The organism is Shimia sp. R11_0 (assembly GCF_017744035.1).
Lineage (GTDB): Bacteria > Pseudomonadota > Alphaproteobacteria > Rhodobacterales > Rhodobacteraceae > Shimia > Shimia marina.
This window is the reverse complement of sequence record NZ_JAGHQY010000003.1, coordinates 1-20,638: the sequence shown is the minus strand read 5'-3', so window position 1 is coordinate 20,638 and position 20,638 is coordinate 1. Positions and strand designations below refer to the sequence as shown.

The following is a 20,638-nucleotide window of genomic DNA, read 5'->3' as shown; positions in this document are numbered from 1 at the left end:
CAATGCATGAGGCGACATACTGAAACCAACCAAACTTTTTCACCATTTTTGGATATTATTCAGCTCTTGCCAATAGATTAAGGTCTCCAATCAAATCAGCAAATAGTGACATCGTACCTCTCTCGCCGATCCACACCATCTATAAATAAATCTCGATGGGAACGCGCTATCCAAAGTTGCTGAGGTTCTGGAATTGGTTCCACGACAACATATTTCGTTTTCTGACAAGGCTGATTGGATAGTTCGGATCATTGACGAAGTTATCCAATGAAAAACCTGGCTCCAACTTTTTTAGTTGCACGAGCACACGGGCTGCCTTGTCGAATTCCTTCTCATGGGCATAAATCGCGAGCAGGTAACGTCGCGGCGGACGAAACTGCGGAGCCAGACTTGCAGAAGTTTCAAGCGCGCGACGCGCTGCATTGAAATCGCCAGCCTTAAAAGCAGCCAGGCCCATTTGAAAATCACACCAAAATTGCAGAGGGGTGCGCGCAGCAAGCTTGGAAGCCACCCGCGCACTTTTAAGGGCTTCATCGGTCTTACCCGCATAGATCGCCACATTGGCATACGCCCACCAAGCTAAGGGATTGGCTGGATTAACCTGCACCGCCAATTTGGCCAAATCCCCACCAGCGGACGCATCCCCACGGTCAAGCAACACCTGTGCGTTTGCCGCGGTGGACAACACCACTGAATTCATAGGATCCATCTCAATGGCCTTAGCCGCCAGCATCTTCCCCTGCTCGACACAGGCCTCAGGCGCATCTGTGAACTGTTCGATCAGATTGATGACCGCAATCTGCGCCTGCCAACCAAGAAATTGAGCTGCATTGCGACTGTCCATCGCATCCGACAACATCAACGCAGCCTGATCCAATTCCTCAGGCTGAAAAGAAAAAATGCGTGGGATCGCAGCGCCCAAAACGAGTGGGGATGCGCCATCTCCCTCCAACATATTGCGTGATTGCGCCATGTAACGGCTGAGTTCAGATTGCAGCTGAAAAATCATGCCCAGAAGGTCCAGATCCTGCAACTCGTAGGGGTTTGCGATGCTGCCAGACCATGTCTGGGCCCAAATCTGCCTGTTGAGTTGTAAATCTTGCGCGACAAGGCGCAACGACGATACCCCCTTTGGCCCCGGCACCATGTTGACATAGACGCTGACTAAGCGGTCCTCACCGACATCTCGGGGATCTTCCGTAATTTCCAGCTCACCTTGCTCGCGCAGTACGCGTGCAACCATATCAACACAGCTTTGCACCAAGGCGGCATGTTCCCCGCCATCTTCATGCTGCAATACAACCTTCCATCGGGTGCCGCTCGGTGCGGCAACGGATCTTACCGGCTCGACAACTTTATCTTTGCCACGCATAACCCGAAGCCAAGTTTCAAACTCAGGGTCAGAAACATCAAGGCCTTCCAGAAATTCCCCCTGCACGTCATTTTCTGCGCTGTTCCAAGCAATTTCAACGGCCGTAGGGCTCAAAGCGACATCCAAACGTGTCGCTTCTAAAACATGAGCATAGGGCCCCAGTGTTTTGCGCAACGTCGTCAGAGTTTGGCGCAGGTTTGCACTGCCTTGCGCCGCATCATTTTGGCTCCAGAGCTTGTCCTGAAGCCACGTACGGCTACGTCTGAGCTTCGTGGAGGTGGCAATGAGTGCCAACAACGCCTGTGCTTTCCGACTACGAGGGGTAAAATCCACGCCACTCTCGTCGGTAACAGAGAAAGGTCCCGTCAACTGCAGGGTTAGCGTGCCAGTATATTCCAACGTCTGTTTCACCCAATCAAAACCCACTTCAGAGATGCCGGAAAACCTTACGCGAAACCCATGAACGTTGGAATGCCATTTGTGAGCGCAGCGTGAACCACACAATTAAGAATTGACGGAGGGAGGGTTCCATCTTGATGGTGAGGTCAGGATTTTAAACGATTTTTAAAGGGGCACTTCAATGAGCAATGGTGGCAATCTTCTTGGTGGCGGCATCGGTGGTGGAATTGGTGGCGGCATCGGCGGTGGTATCGGTGGAGGTATCGGGGGGGGCATCGGTGGTGGCATTGGTGGTGGCATCGGCGGTGGCATCGGCGGTGGCATTGGTGGTGGCATCGGCGGCGGTATCGGGGGAAGCCCGGGCGCAGTGGCCGCTGCCCGCATCAGCACGCATGACGCGCTGGCCAACTACTGGGCTCCACCAGAAGGCAATCTGAATGTCGGCGCACATTGGAAACCTGATGCTGCGAAACTGGATTACCTGAGCGTGCAACGACGCCTGACCGTCATGCTGGGCGCTCTGATGCCCCTGTTCCCGGTATCAATAGATGTCAGTGGAAAAGTGAGCGTAGGTCACCCCAACAACACGATTTGCACGATGACAAAACCGACTGTGGCAGAGTTTGGCGCACAAATGACCTGGCTCAGAGCTTATGCAGATTTGCGCGCGGATCGCCTGACGGAAATTTTGCTGCAAGCGGATGATATCACCACAGCGTTCATGGCTGTACGCCCACTTGGACTGCCAACATTCGCAGGATCCGCAGAGCTGGTCGCGCTGACACAAAGCCTGTGCATCATGGTGGAAATGCAGGTCAAACACCTGCTGCAATCCCCCCGCCCTGCACTGTTTTCAGACAAGGTCCAACCTGTGATCGACACGCCAGATCACAGTGCTTATCCTTCCGGTCACGCGACTGAAGCATTTGCCATCGCGACGGTTCTCAACCGACTTGAGTTCGACCAAAGCGCGCAGCAAGGCATCGCCGAAGGCAAACAAGTTTTTCAACTCGCCCACCGCATCGCGGTCAATCGCACCGTTGCTGGTGTACACTATCCAGTAGATTCCTTGGCTGGTGCGACTTTGGGGTGCAGCATCGGCGAAGCGATTGCCGCCTACGCCACAGAAACTGCACCAAAGGCGTTCAACTTCCGCTCGGACAGTTTTGTGAAACTGGATCCAGACGGCACTGTGATCACCAATGAAGACTGCACAACGGATACGCTCAAACGCGCCATCGTGGGGGCGGACGGCACGGCATTCGCCGCACCGCCTGCCTTCCTTGCACAGCAGTGGCGCAAAGCCACAAAAGCGTGGAACGAAAACTCCGCCTTCCCACCAAACGGCACCGATCCGGAGGTGTGACCATGTACAGCTGGAATAATTGGAGAGATCATCCACAAGGGGCTGAAACGCCCTATGTGGCGTGGTTTCGTAAGGTCCATAAAGGCCGCCTTGGCCCCAAACCGAAATTTGTGAGACAGGTTGTCCCGCGCGCTGTGAATCAGTTTCACACTTTAGATCATGCTGAAACCACGCTTGCAGCCCCCAAAGAAACGACCGCCGGCCCATCTACGCCTTTCGTAATCCGCGCCCCGGAGTACCTGACCAACCAGAAGTTTGCAAAATGGTGGAATAATCGCAGCGACAAATCCACTTGGTTGCCACCTGCGAAGGATTTTGAGTGCCCAACGGTTCCTGCAGACACCCTTCTCGCAGGTATCATTGATATTGGGCTCCCAATGGGGCACAGCCGCTTCCGACTTGAAAACGGCCAGACACGGGTCTTAGGGCATTGGCTTCAAGGCGCCCCCGTACCAACAGATACCACAGGCGCGCCAAAACAACCCTTCTTGCCTTTTGGCGCTCAATTGATGGAAGCGGACATCAATGCCACCCTCCAAGCATTTAGCGTTGATCAAGATCTCTCCCGCCCCTTGGATCAAGACGGCTTCAACCGCGCCACTGGTCTGGTGAACTTTCATTTGCCAGAAGGCGAGCGAGGCTTGGCAACGCGGGCAACACATGGCGCTCATGTCATGGGCCTTGTGGGCGGCGCAGACGCCAAAGATCCACTACAAAGCACCTTCAGCAAGCGTACGCGCTTCCTTCTGGTGACGCTGCCACCAGAGTTTGCCTTCGGTGAAGGTGGCACTTTTCTGGATTTTTACCTTATCTATGCGTTGCGCTGGATTTTGGAAATGAATGCCCGCATTGCCGCGAAATCCGGCTTGTCCAAACCTTTGCCTCTGGTCACCAATATTTCCATTGGCAAACATGCGGGCGCCAAAGATGCGGCAGAACCCTTCGTTGCCGAGCTCTTGGATCAGGATCACGTGCCCCCGCTCGATGCTGCGGTCAGTATGGAGCCTTTCCACGCAATCTTGGCAGCTGGAAACTCAAACCTTGAGCGCGCGGCCGCGCATGTCATACTTCAGCCGGGGGAAGAAAAGCATCTGGATTGGATGATCCCCCCAAATGACGACACCTCCAATTTTTTGGAGATCTGGAACGAACAGCCCAGCACGATGCCGCAAGCAACCGCGCCCTTGGAAATTGAACTTGTCCCTCCGGGACAGCCCCAATCAGGCACATCTGCGGGCATGGACGCACAAATCAAGACGCTTGCAGGCGGGCCTAACGCCGCCAAACCCCTTGGGCAGATTTTCTGCGCACGTGTCGACACTGCGGACAGCTCAATGACGCGTTTCCGATATCTGGTCTGCCTTGCGCCAGATCGCTACCGCAGCGACACTTGGAGCTCTCCACCAAGCGGGCGCTGGCGCATTTACCTCAAGAACCCCACAAGTGCCCCCGTGACTGTCTCCTTGCTGATCCAGACGGATCAGGCCGCTCATCCGGGTGCCAGCGAACCACGAAGCTCCTATCTCATTGATCCGACCTACAAAGCCTACAATGACGATGGGCGGATCCGCGACACCTACAGCTATGGGTTCCGTACAATGGCACAGTCCGCAGATCCAGCAAAGGATCTGGACACCGCAGATCTGGTAAGCCGTCACGGCAGCCTGAATAGCTATTCGGCCAACAAAGCTGTCGCAACCATTGCAGGATATCGCGCAAATGACGGTCGTCCTGCGCCCTACTCGAGTACGGGACCACGTGTGGTGACCAGTGCAAATCGCCGCGCCCAACCCACCGCAGCCTTCCCAACAGATGATGGGTATGCCCATCTGGGCATTCTCGCCGACGGTGCAAGCGATGGGTCAATCGTTGCCATGCAAGGCACCAGCTTCGCCAGCGCGCAGGCCACACGCGTGATCTTGCAGGCTTGGCTGGACAAGGAGCATGATCCGTATGGAACGATCTCTATTGATCGGTTCCTCTCCAACATAGCAACCCGTCAACGTCCTGAGGACGGGTGGTTCAAATGCCCTGTTATGGATAAAAAAATTGGCTCCGGGCGGGTAGTGCCAGAAGGGCGCGCCACGAAAGTGCCTCGGTAAAGCAATCCCGTCAATCAATCCCTGTACCTGCGCCCGCTTCCCTAACAGCGGGCGTTTTTTTGTGCACCCCACACCTGCTGCGCTTTTTCTTGCGGAAAATCACGCTGCCATCACGACCTATCTCTAATTTGACTCAAGAACCGAAGTTGCAGAAGCGACTCACAATTGAGGAAATCGATATGCTCTGGCCTCTCCCGAAGTATCGCAAAGGCGGGCGGGGAAGTGCCGCACCAATCTTGCGTTTATTGAGCTCTGCCTCTTTTGCACCATCCGCAGCATGCGGGCTTATGCAGGGGCACTACATGCCGATAGACACCCCACTCAGGCTCTCCATGGATGGAGACCTCGAACCCTACTCCTGACGCTTATCCGCCAGGCAACCTCTTCGGGAAACAAGACCAAATGCCAATTCAGCGCATCAAAGCTCTGGCAGGTGTTCCGATCCTATATGATCGCGAACCTGACTCCAATTATGGACACACCGGGTACCCGCTACGCCCTTATGTCGATGCAAAATTTGCAGCCGCGGCAGACCGCGCATTTCAGGAGATGTTCCTGAGCCTCGCTGCAGCGGGCGTTGGCGAGGTGACGTCCATCCTCACAGGTGGCATCTCCCGTTCTGGTGGCGGCGTTGGCTATCATGAAAGAAAGCGCGCCTTTGATTTGGACGGCCTCGTTTTTTCTGACGGTCAGACTTGGGTTGCAAACAGCTTTAACACCCGGCGATTTGAATATCTGATCATCGAAGCCCACCTACGGCGCGCCTTTGGCACCGTTTTGACCTATGGCTACGATCAAAGATTTGAGGATCATATCCATTTTGACAACGGTGATCCCATAGGATTTCGCAAACACTCCAAGAGCCGTACTTTGTTTTTGCAAAATGCTCTGCGCTATCTCTTCGACCAAGAACTGGAATGTGACGGAACATACGGGCCAGAGACCCAACAAGCAGAGCGCGCTGTACGCGCGGAGCTGAATCTCGGCGCTTTGTCTATACGCGACAACTGGGATCACTTCTTAACCGCGAGTATCGAAGCACTGGAAGAACGCCTCTCGATGCCCGCCATCGTCAAAGCCTTCAGCTAAGACACATAAAAACATCCATCAGGAAGGAAACCAATGACACATGTACTATTAGGCCCTTACCTCAATATCGGGGTGGAGCAACTGAGCGAGCTTCACGCAAACTGCAGCGCGCTCGGCGGCGAAATGGAAACACAGATCAACGCAGAGGGCGACTTTGTTGTAACCTGCCGCCTGCCTGCGTCACATGCGATCTCCTTCCAAACAAAGCACTGCCTCCCTGCGTCTTGGGACACACCGCAGCATTACGCCGCGCAGTAAACGCTGAATTGGGACAGAAAGGCAATTGTACGAGGCGCCGGCGCGCCTTGTTTTCTTGGCCCGTCACAGCTGCCCCCAACCCGCATGATATGCGATGGTCGCGTTCTTTTGGCGGTCTGCTCTCTGTAACCTAAACGCGTTTCAAACAACGCTAATATAGCCGGACAACCCTGACTTCTGATGCTCAATGACATGGCAATGAAAGGCCCAGTCTCCGGGATTATCCGCGAAGAGAGCGACCTCAATCACCTCATCTTTCAACAACAAAATCGTATCGGTCCAGTTGCTTGGAAGCACCCTACGATTAGACCTGAGAGGGCGGAAAATGAGCCCATGCAAATGGATCGGATGTAGATTTGGCGATTTGTTGGTAAGCTTTAGGATGTAACTCTCGCCTTGCTTGAGTTCGACCACCGGCCCACTGCCCTTCACAGCATCCCCGGGCCATGGGTTTCTGTTTATGGACCAAAACGTATAGCCGAAATCTCCACACAAACCGTTGTTACTGCCCGTACCTTCAGGCGACCAGCCAAACAGAATGTCCTTTGTTTCAGCAGTTCTGAGATCTGGCTCCCGCACCTCCACAGGAGACAATGATTTCAACTCTGCCAAGTCACGCTTCTTGGAGACACCAGTGGTCCGCAATGAAAACAGGGGCTGTGCTTGCCGCGCAATAAGGGTTTGTGCCTGAATAACCTCGTCAGCAACATCTGGCGCGCGGAGAGCAATATCGACACGCTCCCCAGGTGCCAGCCAAAGGGGGGCCTCCTGCGTCGGCCAAGCAATGTCTTCACGCAGAGGATTGCCATTCCAAGCGATAATGTGCCCCTCCGTATTGGGCAGGAACACCTTATAGACCCGGGTGAGGTCCGTATTTACGATGCGCAACCGCACCAAACCTCCAGATGGGATCTCATACTCAGGTGCGGTCCGCCAATTCACAGTCCGCGCAGTCCCTAACGTTCCACCACGCGCCGCGCCTCTCGCCGTAAAATACGGCAACAAGCTGCCGTCATCATCCAAGCGAAAGTCTTTGAGATTGATCGGCACATCCGCATCAAATCCAGGGTCTTCCTCCTCTTCCACAATCAGAATGCCAGTCAGCCCATAGGCCATCTGCTCCATCGTGTTGCAATGCGGATGATACCAGAACGTGCCAGCGTCTGGCGGCGTAAATTCGTAGGAAAAGGTCTCTTCTGAAGCAATCGGAAACTGGGTCAAATAGGGCACCCCATCCATTGCATTGGCAATCCTAAGCCCATGCCAATGGATGCTCGTGTAATCCTCCAATCCATTGGTCACATCAATCCGCGCCACCTGATTGCGTTTCAGGCGCAGAACTGGAGGCGGTGCGTTTTCCGCGAAGCTGAACAGCCCCTCTGTCGCCGGGCGCTCCCCAATCGCATAGGCCGTTTTTTGGGTCCTCAAAGACAGGGGCGTCCCTGCACTGGCGCGGATCTGGCTGACACCCGCCAAGCCCCCCAATGCCAAGGCCCCTGCCCCGTACAAGAAATTGCGCCGGTTCATTTTTGGTGTCGGAAACATGATACTGCCCTCCCTCGCTCAAGAAAAACAACATATGGCGGACATACGCCTCAGACGGCACACCCCAAAGGGCTGGTTTCGCAATCTTCCGGACGTAGGCACCGCCGTATGTTGAGGCTAGGACTCTCCTGGCAAAGACCTCCGTACCACAGGATTTTGAAATGTCGAGCACACGCGCAGCCAGCCCGACATTTAAGCCCCAAGAGGGCCTATCAAGCCTCGGCTGGCGGCATGTCCTCAATCAGACGGGTCTCCAGCAACTGACCGTGTTTATAAAGCAGCGGGTAAGCAATCGCGGAAATATGGCTGTTGAACTCGCGAAAAGCCCTCAGTGTTTCCAAATGAATGTCCGACGTGGCAAAGCTGTCTTCCTGCCCCAGCTGTAGACGCTTCAGATGCCGCTTTCGGCTCTTGCGCTCCGCGCGTTTGATCTCGGTTTTCTCCAAACTCAAAACACGTGCACTTTCCAGATCATCGGACACAAGCGTATTGCTCGCCAACGTGAGGTTTGCGCGAATAGCTTCATGCATACGTGTAAGCTCTGCCCAACCATCATCTGAGAACGTGGTATGCACTTCATTCAGGTCCTGAGCCAATACACACAAACGCTTTGCAACAACATCGCCAGCGGTTTCCAGGCGGATAGCGTACTCCATCAAATCACGAGCCGTCTTTTGTTTGCTTTTGTCTAAGCTCTTGGTCGGCAGTATGGCGACAAATTCACGAATGTTCTGCAAGCAAGCGTTCACTTCAAGATCCATCTCCTGAACCGCTTTGATCTGCTCAGGATCCCCATCTCGGTAAAGCGTAAGCGTTGGTCGGAACATCACCTCAACCAATTCTGACATGCGCAGCAGCTCTTTCTTCAAGCTGGCAATCACCTGCGCAGGTGTGCCAACATTCTCGATGTCCAAGGCTGATCCCGGGCGAATATCGGCGACAAAATCAGCGGCGGTCTTCCTTTTCGGAGCGAATTGCAAAGCAGTGGTCGCGATCAATTTGCCAAAAGGCATCGCCAAAACAACCAGAACCGCGTTGAAGGTCACATGCGCGACAACCAGCATCTGGCCAGATTGCGAGGCACCCCAAAAGCCCTGTGGCAGCAACACATTGACCACAAACAGAGAAATCACAGCCCAAACGCCGCGCAGCACCAAGTTCGTGTAAGGTAGAAGCTTTGCCTCGCCCTCAATGCCACGCGCCAGCCAGACCGGGATAAACGCAGACCCCAGATTGGCCCCCAACACAAGCGACAGTCCCGCAGCGAAAGGAATGGCATCAATCTGTACCAGTGTCACACACATCAAAATAGCTGCCACAGAGGAATGCATAACAAACGCCAGAGCCGCCCCAACAAGGAACGCAGTCACATAGTCACGCGCCAGATACTCGGCAATCGCAGGCAAAAAGGCGCTGTCCCGTATGGGATCCATAGCTTCCCGCAAAAAGCGCAACGAAATCAGGATGAACGCGACGCCCATCAGGATCCGCCCAGCCTGCCGCCAGCGTCGTTCTTCTACTTTGACAAAAAGCCACCCCCCCACTGCAAGCAGCAAAGGCACCAGCCAGTCGAGACGGAAAGACAGGATCTGGATCACCAAAGCAGATCCAAGATCTCCGCCTAATACAATCGCCAAGGCCGCTGGAAATTGCAGATATCCGCTGGCCATAAAACCCGTGGCCAACAGTGCGACAGCTGCGGAACTCTGCAGCACCATTGCCAATCCCAAGCCAAGTGAGGAATTGGCCAGAGGGCCACGCGAGCCAGTCATAATTCTTTGAAATGACGCTCCAAAGCTGCGCTCGATGCCCGTACGCACCATGCGAACGGCAAATAGTAGGAGCATTGTGGCACCGGCCAGGCTCAGAAAAAAACTCAAGATTTCCATCAGTAGTTCAACACCTTCAAAATCTGTGCATGCAGTTCAGGCGTGGCAGCAGAAACCACGCGCCCATCACTTTCCAGAGTCAAAGGAGCGCCAGACCAATCCGTCATGATCCCACCCGCGGCCTCGATGACGGCGGACACCGCGAGGTAATCATAAGGTTGCAGATCATAGTCGACCACCACATCCACATGCCCCATCGCCAAAAGCGCATGCGGATAGCAATCATAGGCCATGCGCCGCGTCTGACCTGCCTGCATCAACCGCGCAAAAACTTCCGGGTGGTTGTGATAGATCTTGTCACCCTCATTCACATAGAGAACGCTTTTTGACAGATCACGCTGTGCAGACACAGAGATTGGCGCGTCATTCTTCATCGCGCCGGCGCCCCGCACACCAATAAAGACCTCTCCCAGCGCAGGCATACCAATCACCCCGATCTCCACCCGCCCATCGATCAAATGCGCCAGCAGAAATCCAAACAATGGATTGCCGGAAAGGAACGACCTTGTCCCATCAATCGGATCAATCACCCAAAGATGCGCACTGTCTTTGAGATCCATACCCTCTTCTTCCCCGAAAATTCCGTGTTCCGGGAAATGCTTGGAAAGATATGCTCTGACATCCGCTTCCACAGCTTTGTCCGCTTGTGTCACCGGGCTCTCATCGGACTTGAATTCAACACCCAACTCTCCGCGAAAATGCGACAGCGCCGTGGGCACAATCGTTTTTGCCATGGTTGCCGCGTGCTGGGCCAGTTCTTCTAGGTTTGTCACTCTTTGTCCTCCAGACACGCATCCGTTTCGCCATCCGTTTTTTCATCGGGCACAACCACAAGGGCCACATCCCAAGACTTCAGCGCACGCGCCATTTCTTTTTCTGGCTTTTTATCCACAATCAGACTGTGAATGGCCTTAGGCGACAGCCCGACATGCGGGGCCTTTAGGCCAAATTTATTATGATCCATACCAATAACGACCCGCTCGGAGCACTCGGCCACCACTTCTGACAAGGTCGCTTCGGCCACATTCGCAAACGACGCTCCACGCTTTGCTGAAAGCCCGTCCACGCTCAGAACAGCCACGTCAAACACAAACCGCTGCGCCTGCTTTTCGGTCTGCGCCCCGAAAGTGCCACGCTCTTTGCTGTGCATTTCGCCACCCAAAAAATGCACTCTGTTGTCGCTTGTACCCATCAGTGTCTGAGCAATCCCCATAGAGTTTGTGACAATTGTCAGCCCCGACAGCTTGCGCAACCGCTCTGCAACAAAAGCCGTGGTCGAGCCAACATCGAGAAAAACGGTCATATTCCCACGGACTTGCTTGGCCACATGTTTCGCGATGCGCCGTTTTTCCTGTTGAAACAACCCCATTCTCTGAAAGTAGCTGGGATCTCCAACACCTCCAATCAGATAGGCCCCCCCGTGTACGCGCTCCAAGGCACCAGCCTTAGACAGGGATTTAATGCCGCGACGGATCGTTTCTTCCGATACATTCATGTGCTTAGCCAACTCGGAAGAACGTGCAGATCCTCCGAGATTGCGCAAAGCAGAGAGGAGTTCCAGCTCCCGATGCGAAAAACGTCCAGCGTCCATAGACCCCAAAACCAAATTCAGTCATTTTCCCGCAATAACCCACAAAACCACCCAATAATGCAACCAAAAACTCCGTCTATTTTTGAGTTACTCCCTAAATACGGGTGACCGCCTCCAACTTTTGAGCGCTTTTGTGGGTTTCTACGCGACACGCTTGGCGCGCTGATTTCATCTTTTTTGTCGAAGAACACGCCTGTAACATCTACTTTCTCGATGCAAATAGCCCCGGTGAGAAACACAGATGAAGCGCCTACAAGACATTGACCTCAAACTCCTGCGCAGTTTTAAGGCTATCGTGGACGCCGGGGGGATCACAGGCGCCCAAGCAACACTGAATTGCTCACAATCCACGCTTTCGACGCAATTGGCGGATCTGGAAAAACGTCTTGGGTTCAGAGTGTGCAAGCGTGGGCGCAGCGGCTTTTCGGTAACTCCCGAGGGTAAAAAGCTGCTCGCAGCGCTAGAAGATCTCTTTTCCGCAGCAGACCGGTTTCAAAACGCAACAGCAACAATCTCAGGTGACTTGCGCGGCGTGCTTCGCATTGGGATCATGGATGCGATGCTGGCCAACACGGCATGGCCGCTGCCCAATGTTCTCGGACGCTTTTCTGAACGCGCGCCCGACACGCATGTGGACCTGTCGCTCATCTCGCCCTCAACCATGGAAACTCAGATCCTAGAGGGGCAGCAGGACGTTGTAATTGGCCCCTTCCCGCAAAAACGCAGCGGGCTTGAATACATCCCTCTCTTTCAGGAACGCCACTCGCTTTATGCGGTGCCACACCACCCGCTGACGAAACTTCCGCACATCGGCTTCGAAGAGCTCAGCCAGCACTCATTGATTGTTACACCCGGCGAACTGCAACGCTTCCCCTTCATTCGCAAAGACAAACGCAAAACGGCGCATGCGGGCGATGGCAGCATCACGTCTTCGGCAACGGTAGATCAAATGGAAACCCATGCCATCCTTATTCGCAGCGGTCGCTTCGTAGGGTTTCTGCCAGATTACTACGGTGCATCTCTCCCCAACCTCGTTGCGTTGAAAACGGGACCTGAGCTTCAGTATTTTTCCCCGATCTATCTCGCCTACCGCAAGAATGCTGAGCATAACATTATCTTAAGATCCTTCATCAATCGGGTACGCGAACAACCCTTGCTCACAGATCACCTTGTACAATCAGGTGCGGTGGTCCCCTTGGGAAAATAACATCGAAATTCTCGATATATCCAGCCGATGTTTCGAATGTTCCCAAGGAAAGCCACAGAATAAAGCAGCCCCAAGCACATTTGCGAAAGGCATTTGGTTCAAGCCACACATTCGCCTCGCTCAATCAATATAGCCTCAAAAGCGCCCAACCGTTCAGGAGACACAGACATGTCAACCGCCTCCCCCGCCCCCTTGGTCATGGATGCCGCTGCAGTTCAGTCAATTTTGCCCGAGGTGGACACCCTTGGTGCCATGCGTGCACTTTTTACAGAGCTGGGCAAAGGTCAGGCCGTGCAACCGTCACAAACCCTGACACTTTTCCCCGAAGACAAAGGGGATTTCATCACCTACCAGGGAGCCAGCACCGGTGCCAACCTCTTTGGAGCCAAGCTTTCCCCCTATCTTGTGCAACCGGGCAAACCGGTGATCACCGCTTGGACCGTCCTTATGTCCATGGATACCGGGCAACCCCTCCTGCTGTGTGACTCCGGTGAGCTGACAACAGAACGCACTGCGGGCACCACCGCACTGGCGGTCGACCATCTCGCCAAACCCGGTGCAGCAAAGCTTGCAATCATAGGGTCTGGCAAAGTTGCCCAAGCGCACCTGCGCCATACGGCAGCCTTGCGGGACTGGTCAGACATTCACGTCTTCTCCCCATCTCTGAACGAGAACCCGGAACTTCAGCAACACTGGCACGCTCTCGACACGCGCGTGCAATGCGCCCAAAGCGCCGAAGCCGCCGCGCGTGATGCCGATGTGATCATGCTCTGCACCTCTTCGGGCACGCCTGTCCTCAACACAACCGACCTCCCGCCCGCAACACTGGTGACCTCCATCAGCACCAATGTGGCCAACGCACATGAGGTGGACCCGGCATTTCTCTCTGAAGCCGACGTCTATTGCGATTATCGCGCAACCACTCCGGCCTCTGCTGGCGACATGAAGCTGGCAACGGAAGCCGGCTGGTCCGCTGACAGCATCCGTGGCGATCTTGCAGAGCTGCAAACCACATCCTGTGCGGCACCTTCAGGTGACAAACCGGTTTTCTTCCGCTCCATTGGCTTGGGGCTCGAAGATATTTTCATGGCCCGCGCCGTTTATGACGCGGCAAAGAACCAAAGCTGAGAAAGGACAAACCAATGGATATTCGTCCCTTTGGCGTCGAAATGTGGATGAACGAGTATGAGACGAAATGTGATCTCAATCTCGCTGAAACCTGCGTTGAATCCATCACTCTTGGTGAACTCTTTGAGATGGCAGGCGTGCAAGACAGCATTCTAGACCAACTGTCAGGCATGAAGATGACATACGGAGCCATCGAAGGCTCTGACCGGCTACGCGACGCCATCGCCAGCCTCTACACCACCCAAAATCGTGAAAATGTGCTGACAACCCATGGCACAATTGGGGCCAACTCTCTGGTGCATCAAACACTTGTTGCACGTGGCGATCATGTGATTTCGGTCATCCCCACCTACCAACAACATTACTCCATCCCTGAAAGCATCGGAGCGGATATTGAGCTACTACATCTGCGTCCTGAGCAAGCCTTCCTGCCAGATCTGGACAAATTGCGCAGCATGGTGCGCCCAGATACAAAGCTGATCGCCATCAACAATCCCAACAACCCCACCGGCGCGCTTATGGATAAGGCTCTGCTGGAAGAGATTGTTGCAATCGCGCGGTCAGTTGATGCGTGGCTGCTATGTGACGAAGTCTACCGCGGCACAGATCAAGACGGCGATGGTATGACCGCAGCAGTCGCTGATCTGTATGAAAAAGGCATTAGCACTGCGGGCATGTCCAAAGCCTATTCTCTCGCGGGCCTGCGGGTCGGCTGGATCGCAGGCCCCAAAGACATGCTGCATGATGTGATGATCCATCGTGACTACAACACAATTTCCGTTGGTCAGATTGATGAACTCCTGGCTGCGATGGCTTTGGAAAACCGCGAAAAAATTCTTGCGCGCGCGCAGAGCATCACTCGCAAAAACCTTCAGATTGTTGAGGATTGGCTCGAAAACGAGCCTCTGATCAGCTGGGTCAAACCAAAATCGGGCACCACCGCGCTCTTGAAGTACAACCTGCCCATGACCTCCCGCGAGCTCTGCGTCACATTGCTCAAAGAAGAAGGTGTGATGCTCACCCCCGGCAGCGCAATGGACATGGAGGGCTGGCTTCGGCTTGGTTACACCAATCCAACAGCTGATCTGGTTGCTGGCTTGGCCAAGTTTTCTGCTTTCCTCAAGCGCCACGCCATCTGACCTGTGCTGCAAAGGGCCCGCCTTGGGCCTTTTGCTCCAGCTACTTTAACACAATCTGTCGATCAGCTTTTCCATCACATCCTGCCCACGCCGCAACTGTTCTGCCGTGATGAATTCATTGGGTTGATGTGCCTGTGCGATATCTCCCGGCCCACAGACCACCGTGGAATACCCAGCACTCTGAAAATGGCCCGCCTCCGTCTGATAGGACACACAATGACCAGCATTGTCTCCTGTCAATTGACGCGCCAAACGTTCCGCTGGCCCCTCTTTTTCCGGCATCATCGCGGGGATCACCTCGATGCCACGCAAGTTGATGCTGGCTTCAGGGTGAAGTGCCTGCATGTCACGCTCAACCTCTGCCGCAAAACATCCGTAGCGTTGCAGCCACTCCTCTGCCGTTTCAGGTGGCGTAAAGCGAATATCAGTCTCCATCACACAAGCGTCAGGGACAATATTCATAGCAACACCCCCATGAATGGTCCCCACCTGCAAGGTGCTGTGCGGAGGCATGAAACCGGATGTCAAATCCGCATGTTCAGCACAACGCCGCATTTCTTCTTCATGCCATGCCGCAAGACGGGCTGCGGCGGAGATCGCAGAAACCCCCAAATGCGGCATGGAAGAGTGGGCCGCCTTTCCCTTGATGTCAGTTGTCACATCAATGCCCCCCTTGTGGCCTGTCACAACACGCCAGTTGGTCGGCTCACCAACAATCACTCGGTCGGCAATGGGATACTGCGCCTGCAGTTCTGCAAGCAATGGAACAGTCCCGGTACAGCCAACTTCCTCATCAAAAGACAACGCCAACTGAATCGGCTTTTGCAAAGGCGCGGCCAGCATTTTAGGTACAGCCGCCAATACCAGAGCCAGAAACCCTTTCATGTCACATGTGCCACGCCCGTAGTAGCAGCCACCTCGTTCAGTCAAGGTCCAAGGATCGCTATGCCAATCCTGTCCTGTCACCGGCACAACATCTGTATGTCCAGACAAAACAACGCCGCCGGGGACCAAGGGACCGATGTGTGCAACGAGGCCATGTTTCTGTCCGGTTGCATCGGGGAAGACATGTGCCTCAACCCCCAACTCTTCGAGATACTCGGCAACATAGACAATCAGGTCTGTGTTGGACCGCTCAGACACTGTCGCAAAGCCAACCAAGAGTTCCAGAATGCTCAACGTATTTTGGAGATCAGACATCAGAGGCTCCTGCTTTTAGATCATTGTAAATAGTCGCGCGACTCACGCCAAGAAGGCGGCCAACATAGGCAGCTGCATTGCGCTCATTCAATGCGCCGGACACATCAAGCTCAGCTAGAAGCGCGCGACGCATACTACGGTCGAGCCGTTCGATTGAAACATCCCGTACGCGGCACCAGTCGCTGACAAAGATATTGAGCCGCTCATGCCAGTCATTGCGAAATACATCCCCTACATCCGATCCTGCTGCCTTGCTCGGAAGCAGTGCTTCCACAGCGCGCTGTAGAGACAGCAATCCAGACTGATCCGAATTCACACAAATCATATAAGCCGCACGCCCTTCCTCAGTACGCTGCACAATACTGATCGAACGTAAGATGGAGCCATCCCAGTGGATTTTCTCATATGGACCAATCACCATATCCATAGCGCGGAAATCCACGTCCTGCACGTTTGAGGGATCTCCAGGAACACGACGTGAGTAAGGGTTCACAATATGGGCAATCGTGCCCGCTTCCAAATCATGCACCACAACCTCGACACTTTGGCCAAACAAAGATCCAATTGCATCCGCAGTGGCACAGGCGTTGGCCCGCAAGGTTCTCAGAGACAAGAAACTGTCCTTTCAACGCACGTCTGGCGACACGCCCAATTGACTCATATGTCTATTTTAGATATTTTAGTCCAAAACAGAGGTCAACGGTCAATCCCGCTGACAGAGCCGCCACAGAGACTTCCCAGTGATCGACCTGAACAAAGACCAAATTCAAGAGCTGTTCGACTTCTCCATTGCATCAGAGGCGATCAAAAACGCCTTTATCGCATCCGCTAAAAACCACACACAGACCCCAGCCATAGCCCAGCTGACATTCCCTGAACCCCAAGGAGAATGCTGTGTCAAAACTGGGTTTATTGAGGGGACAGAAGGGTTTGTTGTGAAAGTCTCAACCGGCTTTTACCGTAATCCAGACAATGGCCTGCCCTCTTCAAATGGAATGAACCTTGTCTTTTGCGCCCAAACAGGCGCGCCTTTGGCGATACTTAGGGACGAAGGCTGGCTCACCGACATTCGCACCGGACTTGGCGGCGCACTTGCCACGAAGGCATTGGCAAAATCAGGCTTCGGCACCGTCCTGGTGATTGGAACAGGCTTGCAGGCCCGCCATCAAGCCCGGTGCTTGCAACAGCTGACCCCCGATCGGAGCCTCTCTTTTAAAATATGGGGAAGAGACACCGCCAAAGCTCATTCAACCGCTGAAGAGCTTCGGAAACACGGAATTGATGCCGTGTCGGTCACAGATCTGGCTGAAGCCTGTGGCGCCGCTGAGGTCATTATCACATGCACGCCGTCAAGAAAGCCATTGATCACAAGCGACTGGATCGAGCCCGGCACCCATATCACGGCTCTTGGTGCGGATAGCCCCGGCAAACAGGAACTCTCCACCAACCTGATCACATCTGCGGAGCTTTTGATTTGTGACGCTTCCTCTCAATCTCTGCAATTGGGCGAGTTTCAACACCTCCCGCCAAACAGCCGCCCAATCTGCCTCGGTCACGTTCTAAACCAGGATCACCCCGGCCGCACAAATGATACTCAAATCATCATCGCGGACCTGACAGGACTGGCCGTACAGGATGCCGCCGTGTCCCTCGCGATCTTGCGCGCGGCCAATCTTCAAAACACATCTTTATGAGCGCCTCCATGTCCAAGCCTTCCGAACTGATCCTACGCTCCGCTGCCGCTTCCGTAACCACACACAAGCGCATCGCGCAGCTGATCAACAAGACACCAATCATCCCATCCCGACTGACACAGCCTGAGGGAACGCAACTGGTCTATAAAACGGAAAACTTCCAGTTTACCGGATCTTTCAAGCTGCGCGGTGCCACGGCCAAGCTCACCACGACTCCGACAGAGCGGCCCGTCATCACAGCCTCCTCCGGCAATCACGGCATCGCCTGCTCCTTTGCAGCGAAAAAAACCGGGCATAAATTGACGGTGGTCCTGCCAGAAAATGTCGTGACACAAAAACGCGAAACCATCGAAAGCTATGGGACACGCGTGATCATCGCAGGCGCAGATTCTTCGCTCGCGGAGGTACATGCTCGAGAGCTGGCCAGGCAAGAAGGATACACCTATATTTCCCCATACAACGATCTTGGGGTCATCGCAGGTCAGGGCACCATCGGTCTCGAGTTGCTCGACCAACTCCCAAGGCTTGATAACATCTTTATCTCCATGGGCGGCGGGGGCCTCATTTCTGGTATTGGCGCGGTCTTGAAGGCCTTCTCGCCACATACACGGGTGATTGGCGTAAGCGCCGTAAACACCGCCGCCTTGGCCGCCTCTATCAATGCAGGCCAAATCGTCGAAACAGATCATTTCGATACATTGGCCGATGGCGTTGCCGGCGGTGTGGATGAAGGGTCTGTGACTCTCCCCATGGCCACAGAGGTTATCGACGAAATCATTCACTGCGATGAAGCTCAAATCGCCGAAGCCCTTAAAGCACTCGCTTGGCAAGACAACATGCTTGTCGAAGGCGCCGCCGCACTTGCCCTTGTTCCCTACCTTAACAACCCTGAAAACTACAAAAATCAAACAAGCGCCGTGCTTCTCTGTGGGGCTAATTTTGACCAAGATCAGATAACAAGCACCATCATATAACACCACGTACCTTTTGAGCGACCTTCCGAAATTCGGAAACTGACGTAAGCTACGATTTGTTGTCTGCTGATCTTCGACGGAGAGGAGATCAGAGATGCCGAAACGGAAGAACCACTCGCCCGAGTTCAAGGCGAAAGTTGCGCTTGAGGCTTTGAAGGGGGAGCGAACTGTGGCTGAGCTTGCCAGCCAATTTGGCGTCCATCCGACGATGATCCACAGCTGGAAACGCGCTTTGCTGAAAGGCGCGTCGGGCGTGTCTGAACGCGGCGGAAAGAAGCCTCCAGAGATCGACGAAGAGCAGGTCAAAGAACTGCACGCGAAGATCGGGGAGTTGGCCGTCGCCAACGATTTTGTATCACGTAAGCTCAAGCCGTGGACCGGCAAGTGAGACGCAAGATGGTTGAGCCTGCGAATACCAACCTGTCGATTGGCAAACAGTGCAAGCTGTTATCGATCTCTCGATCGTCGTTTTACTACCTGCCCAAGGGTGAGACAGCGATGAATCTGCTGTTGATGCGCCAGATCGATGAGCAGTTTCTGGAAACACCGTTCTTTGGCGTCCGGCAAATGACTTGGCACTTGCGAAACGAAGGCCATCCACTGACCGGCAGGGCATTGCGGGGCAATGTCCCGAGAGGTTGGTGAACGAGAAGCGCATCCGACGCCTGATGCGGCTGATGGGCTTGATGCCGATCTACCAGAAGCCCAACACCAGCAAGGCGGCGAAAGGGCACAAGACCTATCCCTATCTGTTGCGCGGTTTGCGGATAACCCAGCCCAACCAAGTCTGGTGTGCCGACATCACATATCTGCCAAAGCACGCCCAAAAGCGTCACGCAACGCCGTGATAGCGGACGGTCTCAACCGTCCAGAGCGCGCCAAGCGAGCAAAACACTTGTTTTCAGGTCTTTTGAAGTGCGCTTGCTGCAGCGGCGGCTACACCATTGTGGGCAAAACCAACTACGGCTGCGCCAATACTCGGAACAAAGGCACCAGCGACAACCGCAAGACCAACAAGTGGGAAGAACTGGAAAGCCGTGTTATAACTGGCCTCAAAGACCAGCTTCTGCATCCCGATCTCATTGCCGAGTTTGTCAAAGCCTACCAAGAAGAACACAATCGCCTCTCAGTCCAGAGTTCTGTTGATGAAGCTAAAACCAAACGTGACCTTACCCAGGTCACCCGGCAGATCGACCGCATCATCGACGCCATTGCCGAAGGGATGTTTCACGAGAGCATGAAAGAGAAGATGGACAGCCTGGAAGCCCATAAGGCGGAACTGGAAGCCGATCTGTCCAATGCGGACCAATCGGCACCAGTGTTGCTGCATCCCAATTTGTCCGATGTGTACCGCAGCAAGGTCGCCAACCTAAGCGAAGCGCTAAACGATCCCGAGACCAAAGCCGAAGCCACAACGATCATCCGGTCCCTGCTGGAGGAGATCCAGCTGCCCCCCACGCACTGATGGCATGGACATTGAACTGGTTGGGGAGCTGGCTGGTTTGCTGGCCTTGGGCCAAACAAAAACGGCCTCGGAGCGCCTTGCTTCGGCCCGTTCTGTATATATTGGTTGCGGGAGTAGGATTTGAACCTACGACCTTCAGGTTATGAGCCTGACGAGCTACCGGGCTGCTCCATCCCGCGACGCTTTTGCCTTTTTTGCCTTTTGGCTTTGAGGCTATTTG

General features: G+C 54.3%; 20 protein-coding genes and 1 tRNA gene. 13 read left to right on the top strand and 8 right to left on the bottom strand.

Annotated elements, in window-relative coordinates:
* Positions 1-166: 166 nt before the first annotated feature.
* On the bottom strand, positions 167-1,783 hold the full coding sequence (locus J7382_RS07050) for a hypothetical protein (RefSeq protein WP_209068352.1): 1,617 nt from the start codon (positions 1,781-1,783) through the stop codon (positions 167-169).
* Positions 1,784-1,952: 169 nt separating this feature from the next.
* Here J7382_RS07050 and J7382_RS07045 point away from each other — a divergent pair, with 169 nt between their 5' ends.
* The 4 genes from J7382_RS07045 (at position 1,953) to J7382_RS07030 (ending at position 6,586) form a co-directional block, all read left to right on the top strand.
* Entirely contained in the window at positions 1,953-3,137 is a 1,185-nt protein-coding gene (locus tag J7382_RS07045; protein WP_209068350.1) for a phosphatase PAP2 family protein, read from the top strand.
* 2 nt (positions 3,138-3,139) lie between these two features.
* Positions 3,140-5,239, top strand: a complete 2,100-nt coding sequence (locus J7382_RS07040) for a S8 family serine peptidase (protein ID WP_209068348.1) — start codon at positions 3,140-3,142, stop codon at positions 5,237-5,239.
* Positions 5,240-5,641: 402 nt separating this feature from the next.
* Positions 5,642-6,328 (top strand): extensin family protein, encoded by a 687-nt coding sequence (locus tag J7382_RS07035; RefSeq protein ID WP_209068346.1) that lies wholly within the window; start codon positions 5,642-5,644, stop codon positions 6,326-6,328.
* Positions 6,329-6,361: 33 nt separating this feature from the next.
* Positions 6,362-6,586, top strand: coding sequence for a hypothetical protein (locus J7382_RS07030; protein ID WP_209068345.1), 225 nt, complete (start codon positions 6,362-6,364; stop codon positions 6,584-6,586).
* 141 nt (positions 6,587-6,727) lie between these two features.
* Here J7382_RS07030 and J7382_RS07025 read toward each other — a convergent pair whose 3' ends face one another.
* The 4 genes from J7382_RS07025 to J7382_RS07010 form a co-directional block, all read right to left on the bottom strand.
* The gene (locus J7382_RS07025) at positions 6,728-8,131 is read right to left on the bottom strand and encodes a multicopper oxidase family protein (RefSeq protein ID WP_247744897.1); all 1,404 of its coding nucleotides are present in this window, start codon (positions 8,129-8,131) and stop codon (positions 6,728-6,730) included.
* 212 nt (positions 8,132-8,343) lie between these two features.
* A complete protein-coding gene (locus J7382_RS07020) occupies positions 8,344-10,020 on the bottom strand; it encodes a Na/Pi cotransporter family protein (protein ID WP_209068343.1) in 1,677 nt (558 codons plus the stop codon).
* Positions 10,020-10,793 carry an inositol monophosphatase family protein gene (locus J7382_RS07015; protein ID WP_348540014.1) on the bottom strand — a complete coding sequence of 258 codons (774 nt, stop codon included), beginning with the start codon at positions 10,791-10,793 and terminating at the stop codon, positions 10,020-10,022. Before J7382_RS07015 ends, J7382_RS07020 begins: the two co-directional genes overlap by 1 nt.
* Positions 10,790-11,611, bottom strand: coding sequence for a DeoR/GlpR family DNA-binding transcription regulator (locus J7382_RS07010; protein ID WP_209068340.1), 822 nt, complete (start codon positions 11,609-11,611; stop codon positions 10,790-10,792). Before J7382_RS07010 ends, J7382_RS07015 begins: the two co-directional genes overlap by 4 nt.
* A 241-nt stretch (positions 11,612-11,852) precedes the next feature.
* Here J7382_RS07010 and J7382_RS07005 point away from each other — a divergent pair, with 241 nt between their 5' ends.
* From J7382_RS07005 to J7382_RS06995, 3 genes are all read left to right on the top strand, one after another.
* On the top strand, positions 11,853-12,818 hold the full coding sequence (locus J7382_RS07005) for a LysR family transcriptional regulator (RefSeq protein ID WP_209068338.1): 966 nt from the start codon (positions 11,853-11,855) through the stop codon (positions 12,816-12,818).
* A gap of 168 nt (positions 12,819-12,986) precedes the next feature.
* Positions 12,987-13,946 carry an ornithine cyclodeaminase family protein gene (locus J7382_RS07000; RefSeq protein ID WP_209068337.1) on the top strand — a complete coding sequence of 320 codons (960 nt, stop codon included), beginning with the start codon at positions 12,987-12,989 and terminating at the stop codon, positions 13,944-13,946.
* A gap of 14 nt (positions 13,947-13,960) precedes the next feature.
* Positions 13,961-15,085: an aminotransferase gene (locus tag J7382_RS06995; protein WP_209068335.1), complete on the top strand. Its 1,125-nt coding sequence runs from the start codon at positions 13,961-13,963 to the stop codon at positions 15,083-15,085.
* Positions 15,086-15,130: 45 nt separating this feature from the next.
* On the opposite strand, the gene argE is transcribed toward J7382_RS06995, so the two are convergent.
* Positions 15,131-16,285 carry an acetylornithine deacetylase gene (gene argE / locus J7382_RS06990; protein WP_209068334.1) on the bottom strand — a complete coding sequence of 385 codons (1,155 nt, stop codon included), beginning with the start codon at positions 16,283-16,285 and terminating at the stop codon, positions 15,131-15,133.
* Positions 16,278-16,898 carry a PAS domain-containing protein gene (locus J7382_RS06985; protein ID WP_209068333.1) on the bottom strand — a complete coding sequence of 207 codons (621 nt, stop codon included), beginning with the start codon at positions 16,896-16,898 and terminating at the stop codon, positions 16,278-16,280. Before J7382_RS06985 ends, argE begins: the two co-directional genes overlap by 8 nt.
* Before the next feature lie 127 nt (positions 16,899-17,025).
* Between J7382_RS06985 and J7382_RS06980 the strand changes: the two genes are divergently transcribed.
* The 6 genes from J7382_RS06980 to J7382_RS06955 all read left to right on the top strand — a co-directional run bounded on the left by J7382_RS06980 (position 17,026) and on the right by J7382_RS06955 (position 20,418).
* Positions 17,026-17,979: an ornithine cyclodeaminase family protein gene (locus J7382_RS06980; RefSeq protein WP_209068331.1), complete on the top strand. Its 954-nt coding sequence runs from the start codon at positions 17,026-17,028 to the stop codon at positions 17,977-17,979.
* A gap of 8 nt (positions 17,980-17,987) precedes the next feature.
* Positions 17,988-18,953 (top strand): pyridoxal-phosphate dependent enzyme, encoded by a 966-nt coding sequence (locus J7382_RS06975; RefSeq protein WP_209068330.1) that lies wholly within the window; start codon positions 17,988-17,990, stop codon positions 18,951-18,953.
* Positions 18,954-19,047: 94 nt separating this feature from the next.
* Positions 19,048-19,341 (top strand): transposase, encoded by a 294-nt coding sequence (locus J7382_RS19930; RefSeq protein ID WP_247744896.1) that lies wholly within the window; start codon positions 19,048-19,050, stop codon positions 19,339-19,341.
* Positions 19,342-19,349: 8 nt separating this feature from the next.
* Entirely contained in the window at positions 19,350-19,598 is a 249-nt protein-coding gene (locus J7382_RS06965) for a hypothetical protein (protein ID WP_209068329.1), read from the top strand.
* The gene (locus J7382_RS06960; protein ID WP_209068327.1) at positions 19,595-19,801 is read left to right on the top strand and encodes a hypothetical protein; all 207 of its coding nucleotides are present in this window, start codon (positions 19,595-19,597) and stop codon (positions 19,799-19,801) included. The genes J7382_RS06965 and J7382_RS06960 overlap by 4 nt, the downstream gene beginning before the upstream one ends.
* 47 nt (positions 19,802-19,848) lie before the next feature.
* Positions 19,849-20,418 (top strand): zinc ribbon domain-containing protein, encoded by a 570-nt coding sequence (locus J7382_RS06955; RefSeq protein WP_209068325.1) that lies wholly within the window; start codon positions 19,849-19,851, stop codon positions 20,416-20,418.
* A gap of 102 nt (positions 20,419-20,520) precedes the next feature.
* On the opposite strand, the gene J7382_RS06950 is transcribed toward J7382_RS06955, so the two are convergent.
* Positions 20,521-20,597, bottom strand: a tRNA-Met gene (locus J7382_RS06950).
* Between the last annotated feature and the right edge of the window lie 41 nt (positions 20,598-20,638).

What these genes read in the sequence shown, in the direction of transcription:
- J7382_RS06995 (WP_209068335.1), top strand. Translation starts at nt 13,961, where the DNA reads ATGGATATTCGTCCCTTTGGCGTCGAAATGTGGATGAACGAGTATGAG.
- J7382_RS19930 (WP_247744896.1), top strand. Translation starts at nt 19,048, where the DNA reads ATGCCGAAACGGAAGAACCACTCGCCCGAGTTCAAGGCGAAAGTTGCG.
- argE (WP_209068334.1), bottom strand. Translation starts at nt 16,285, where the DNA reads ATGTCTGATCTCCAAAATACGTTGAGCATTCTGGAACTCTTGGTTGGC.
- J7382_RS07025 (WP_247744897.1), bottom strand. Translation starts at nt 8,131, where the DNA reads ATGTTTCCGACACCAAAAATGAACCGGCGCAATTTCTTGTACGGGGCA.
- J7382_RS07005 (WP_209068338.1), top strand. Translation starts at nt 11,853, where the DNA reads ATGAAGCGCCTACAAGACATTGACCTCAAACTCCTGCGCAGTTTTAAG.
- J7382_RS07020 (WP_209068343.1), bottom strand. Translation starts at nt 10,020, where the DNA reads ATGGAAATCTTGAGTTTTTTTCTGAGCCTGGCCGGTGCCACAATGCTC.
- J7382_RS07000 (WP_209068337.1), top strand. Translation starts at nt 12,987, where the DNA reads ATGTCAACCGCCTCCCCCGCCCCCTTGGTCATGGATGCCGCTGCAGTT.
- J7382_RS07030 (WP_209068345.1), top strand. Translation starts at nt 6,362, where the DNA reads ATGACACATGTACTATTAGGCCCTTACCTCAATATCGGGGTGGAGCAA.
- J7382_RS07045 (WP_209068350.1), top strand. Translation starts at nt 1,953, where the DNA reads ATGAGCAATGGTGGCAATCTTCTTGGTGGCGGCATCGGTGGTGGAATT.
- J7382_RS07035 (WP_209068346.1), top strand. Translation starts at nt 5,642, where the DNA reads ATGCCAATTCAGCGCATCAAAGCTCTGGCAGGTGTTCCGATCCTATAT.
- J7382_RS06965 (WP_209068329.1), top strand. Translation starts at nt 19,350, where the DNA reads ATGGTTGAGCCTGCGAATACCAACCTGTCGATTGGCAAACAGTGCAAG.
- J7382_RS07010 (WP_209068340.1), bottom strand. Translation starts at nt 11,611, where the DNA reads ATGGACGCTGGACGTTTTTCGCATCGGGAGCTGGAACTCCTCTCTGCT.
- J7382_RS06975 (WP_209068330.1), top strand. Translation starts at nt 17,988, where the DNA reads ATGTCCAAGCCTTCCGAACTGATCCTACGCTCCGCTGCCGCTTCCGTA.
- J7382_RS07040 (WP_209068348.1), top strand. Translation starts at nt 3,140, where the DNA reads ATGTACAGCTGGAATAATTGGAGAGATCATCCACAAGGGGCTGAAACG.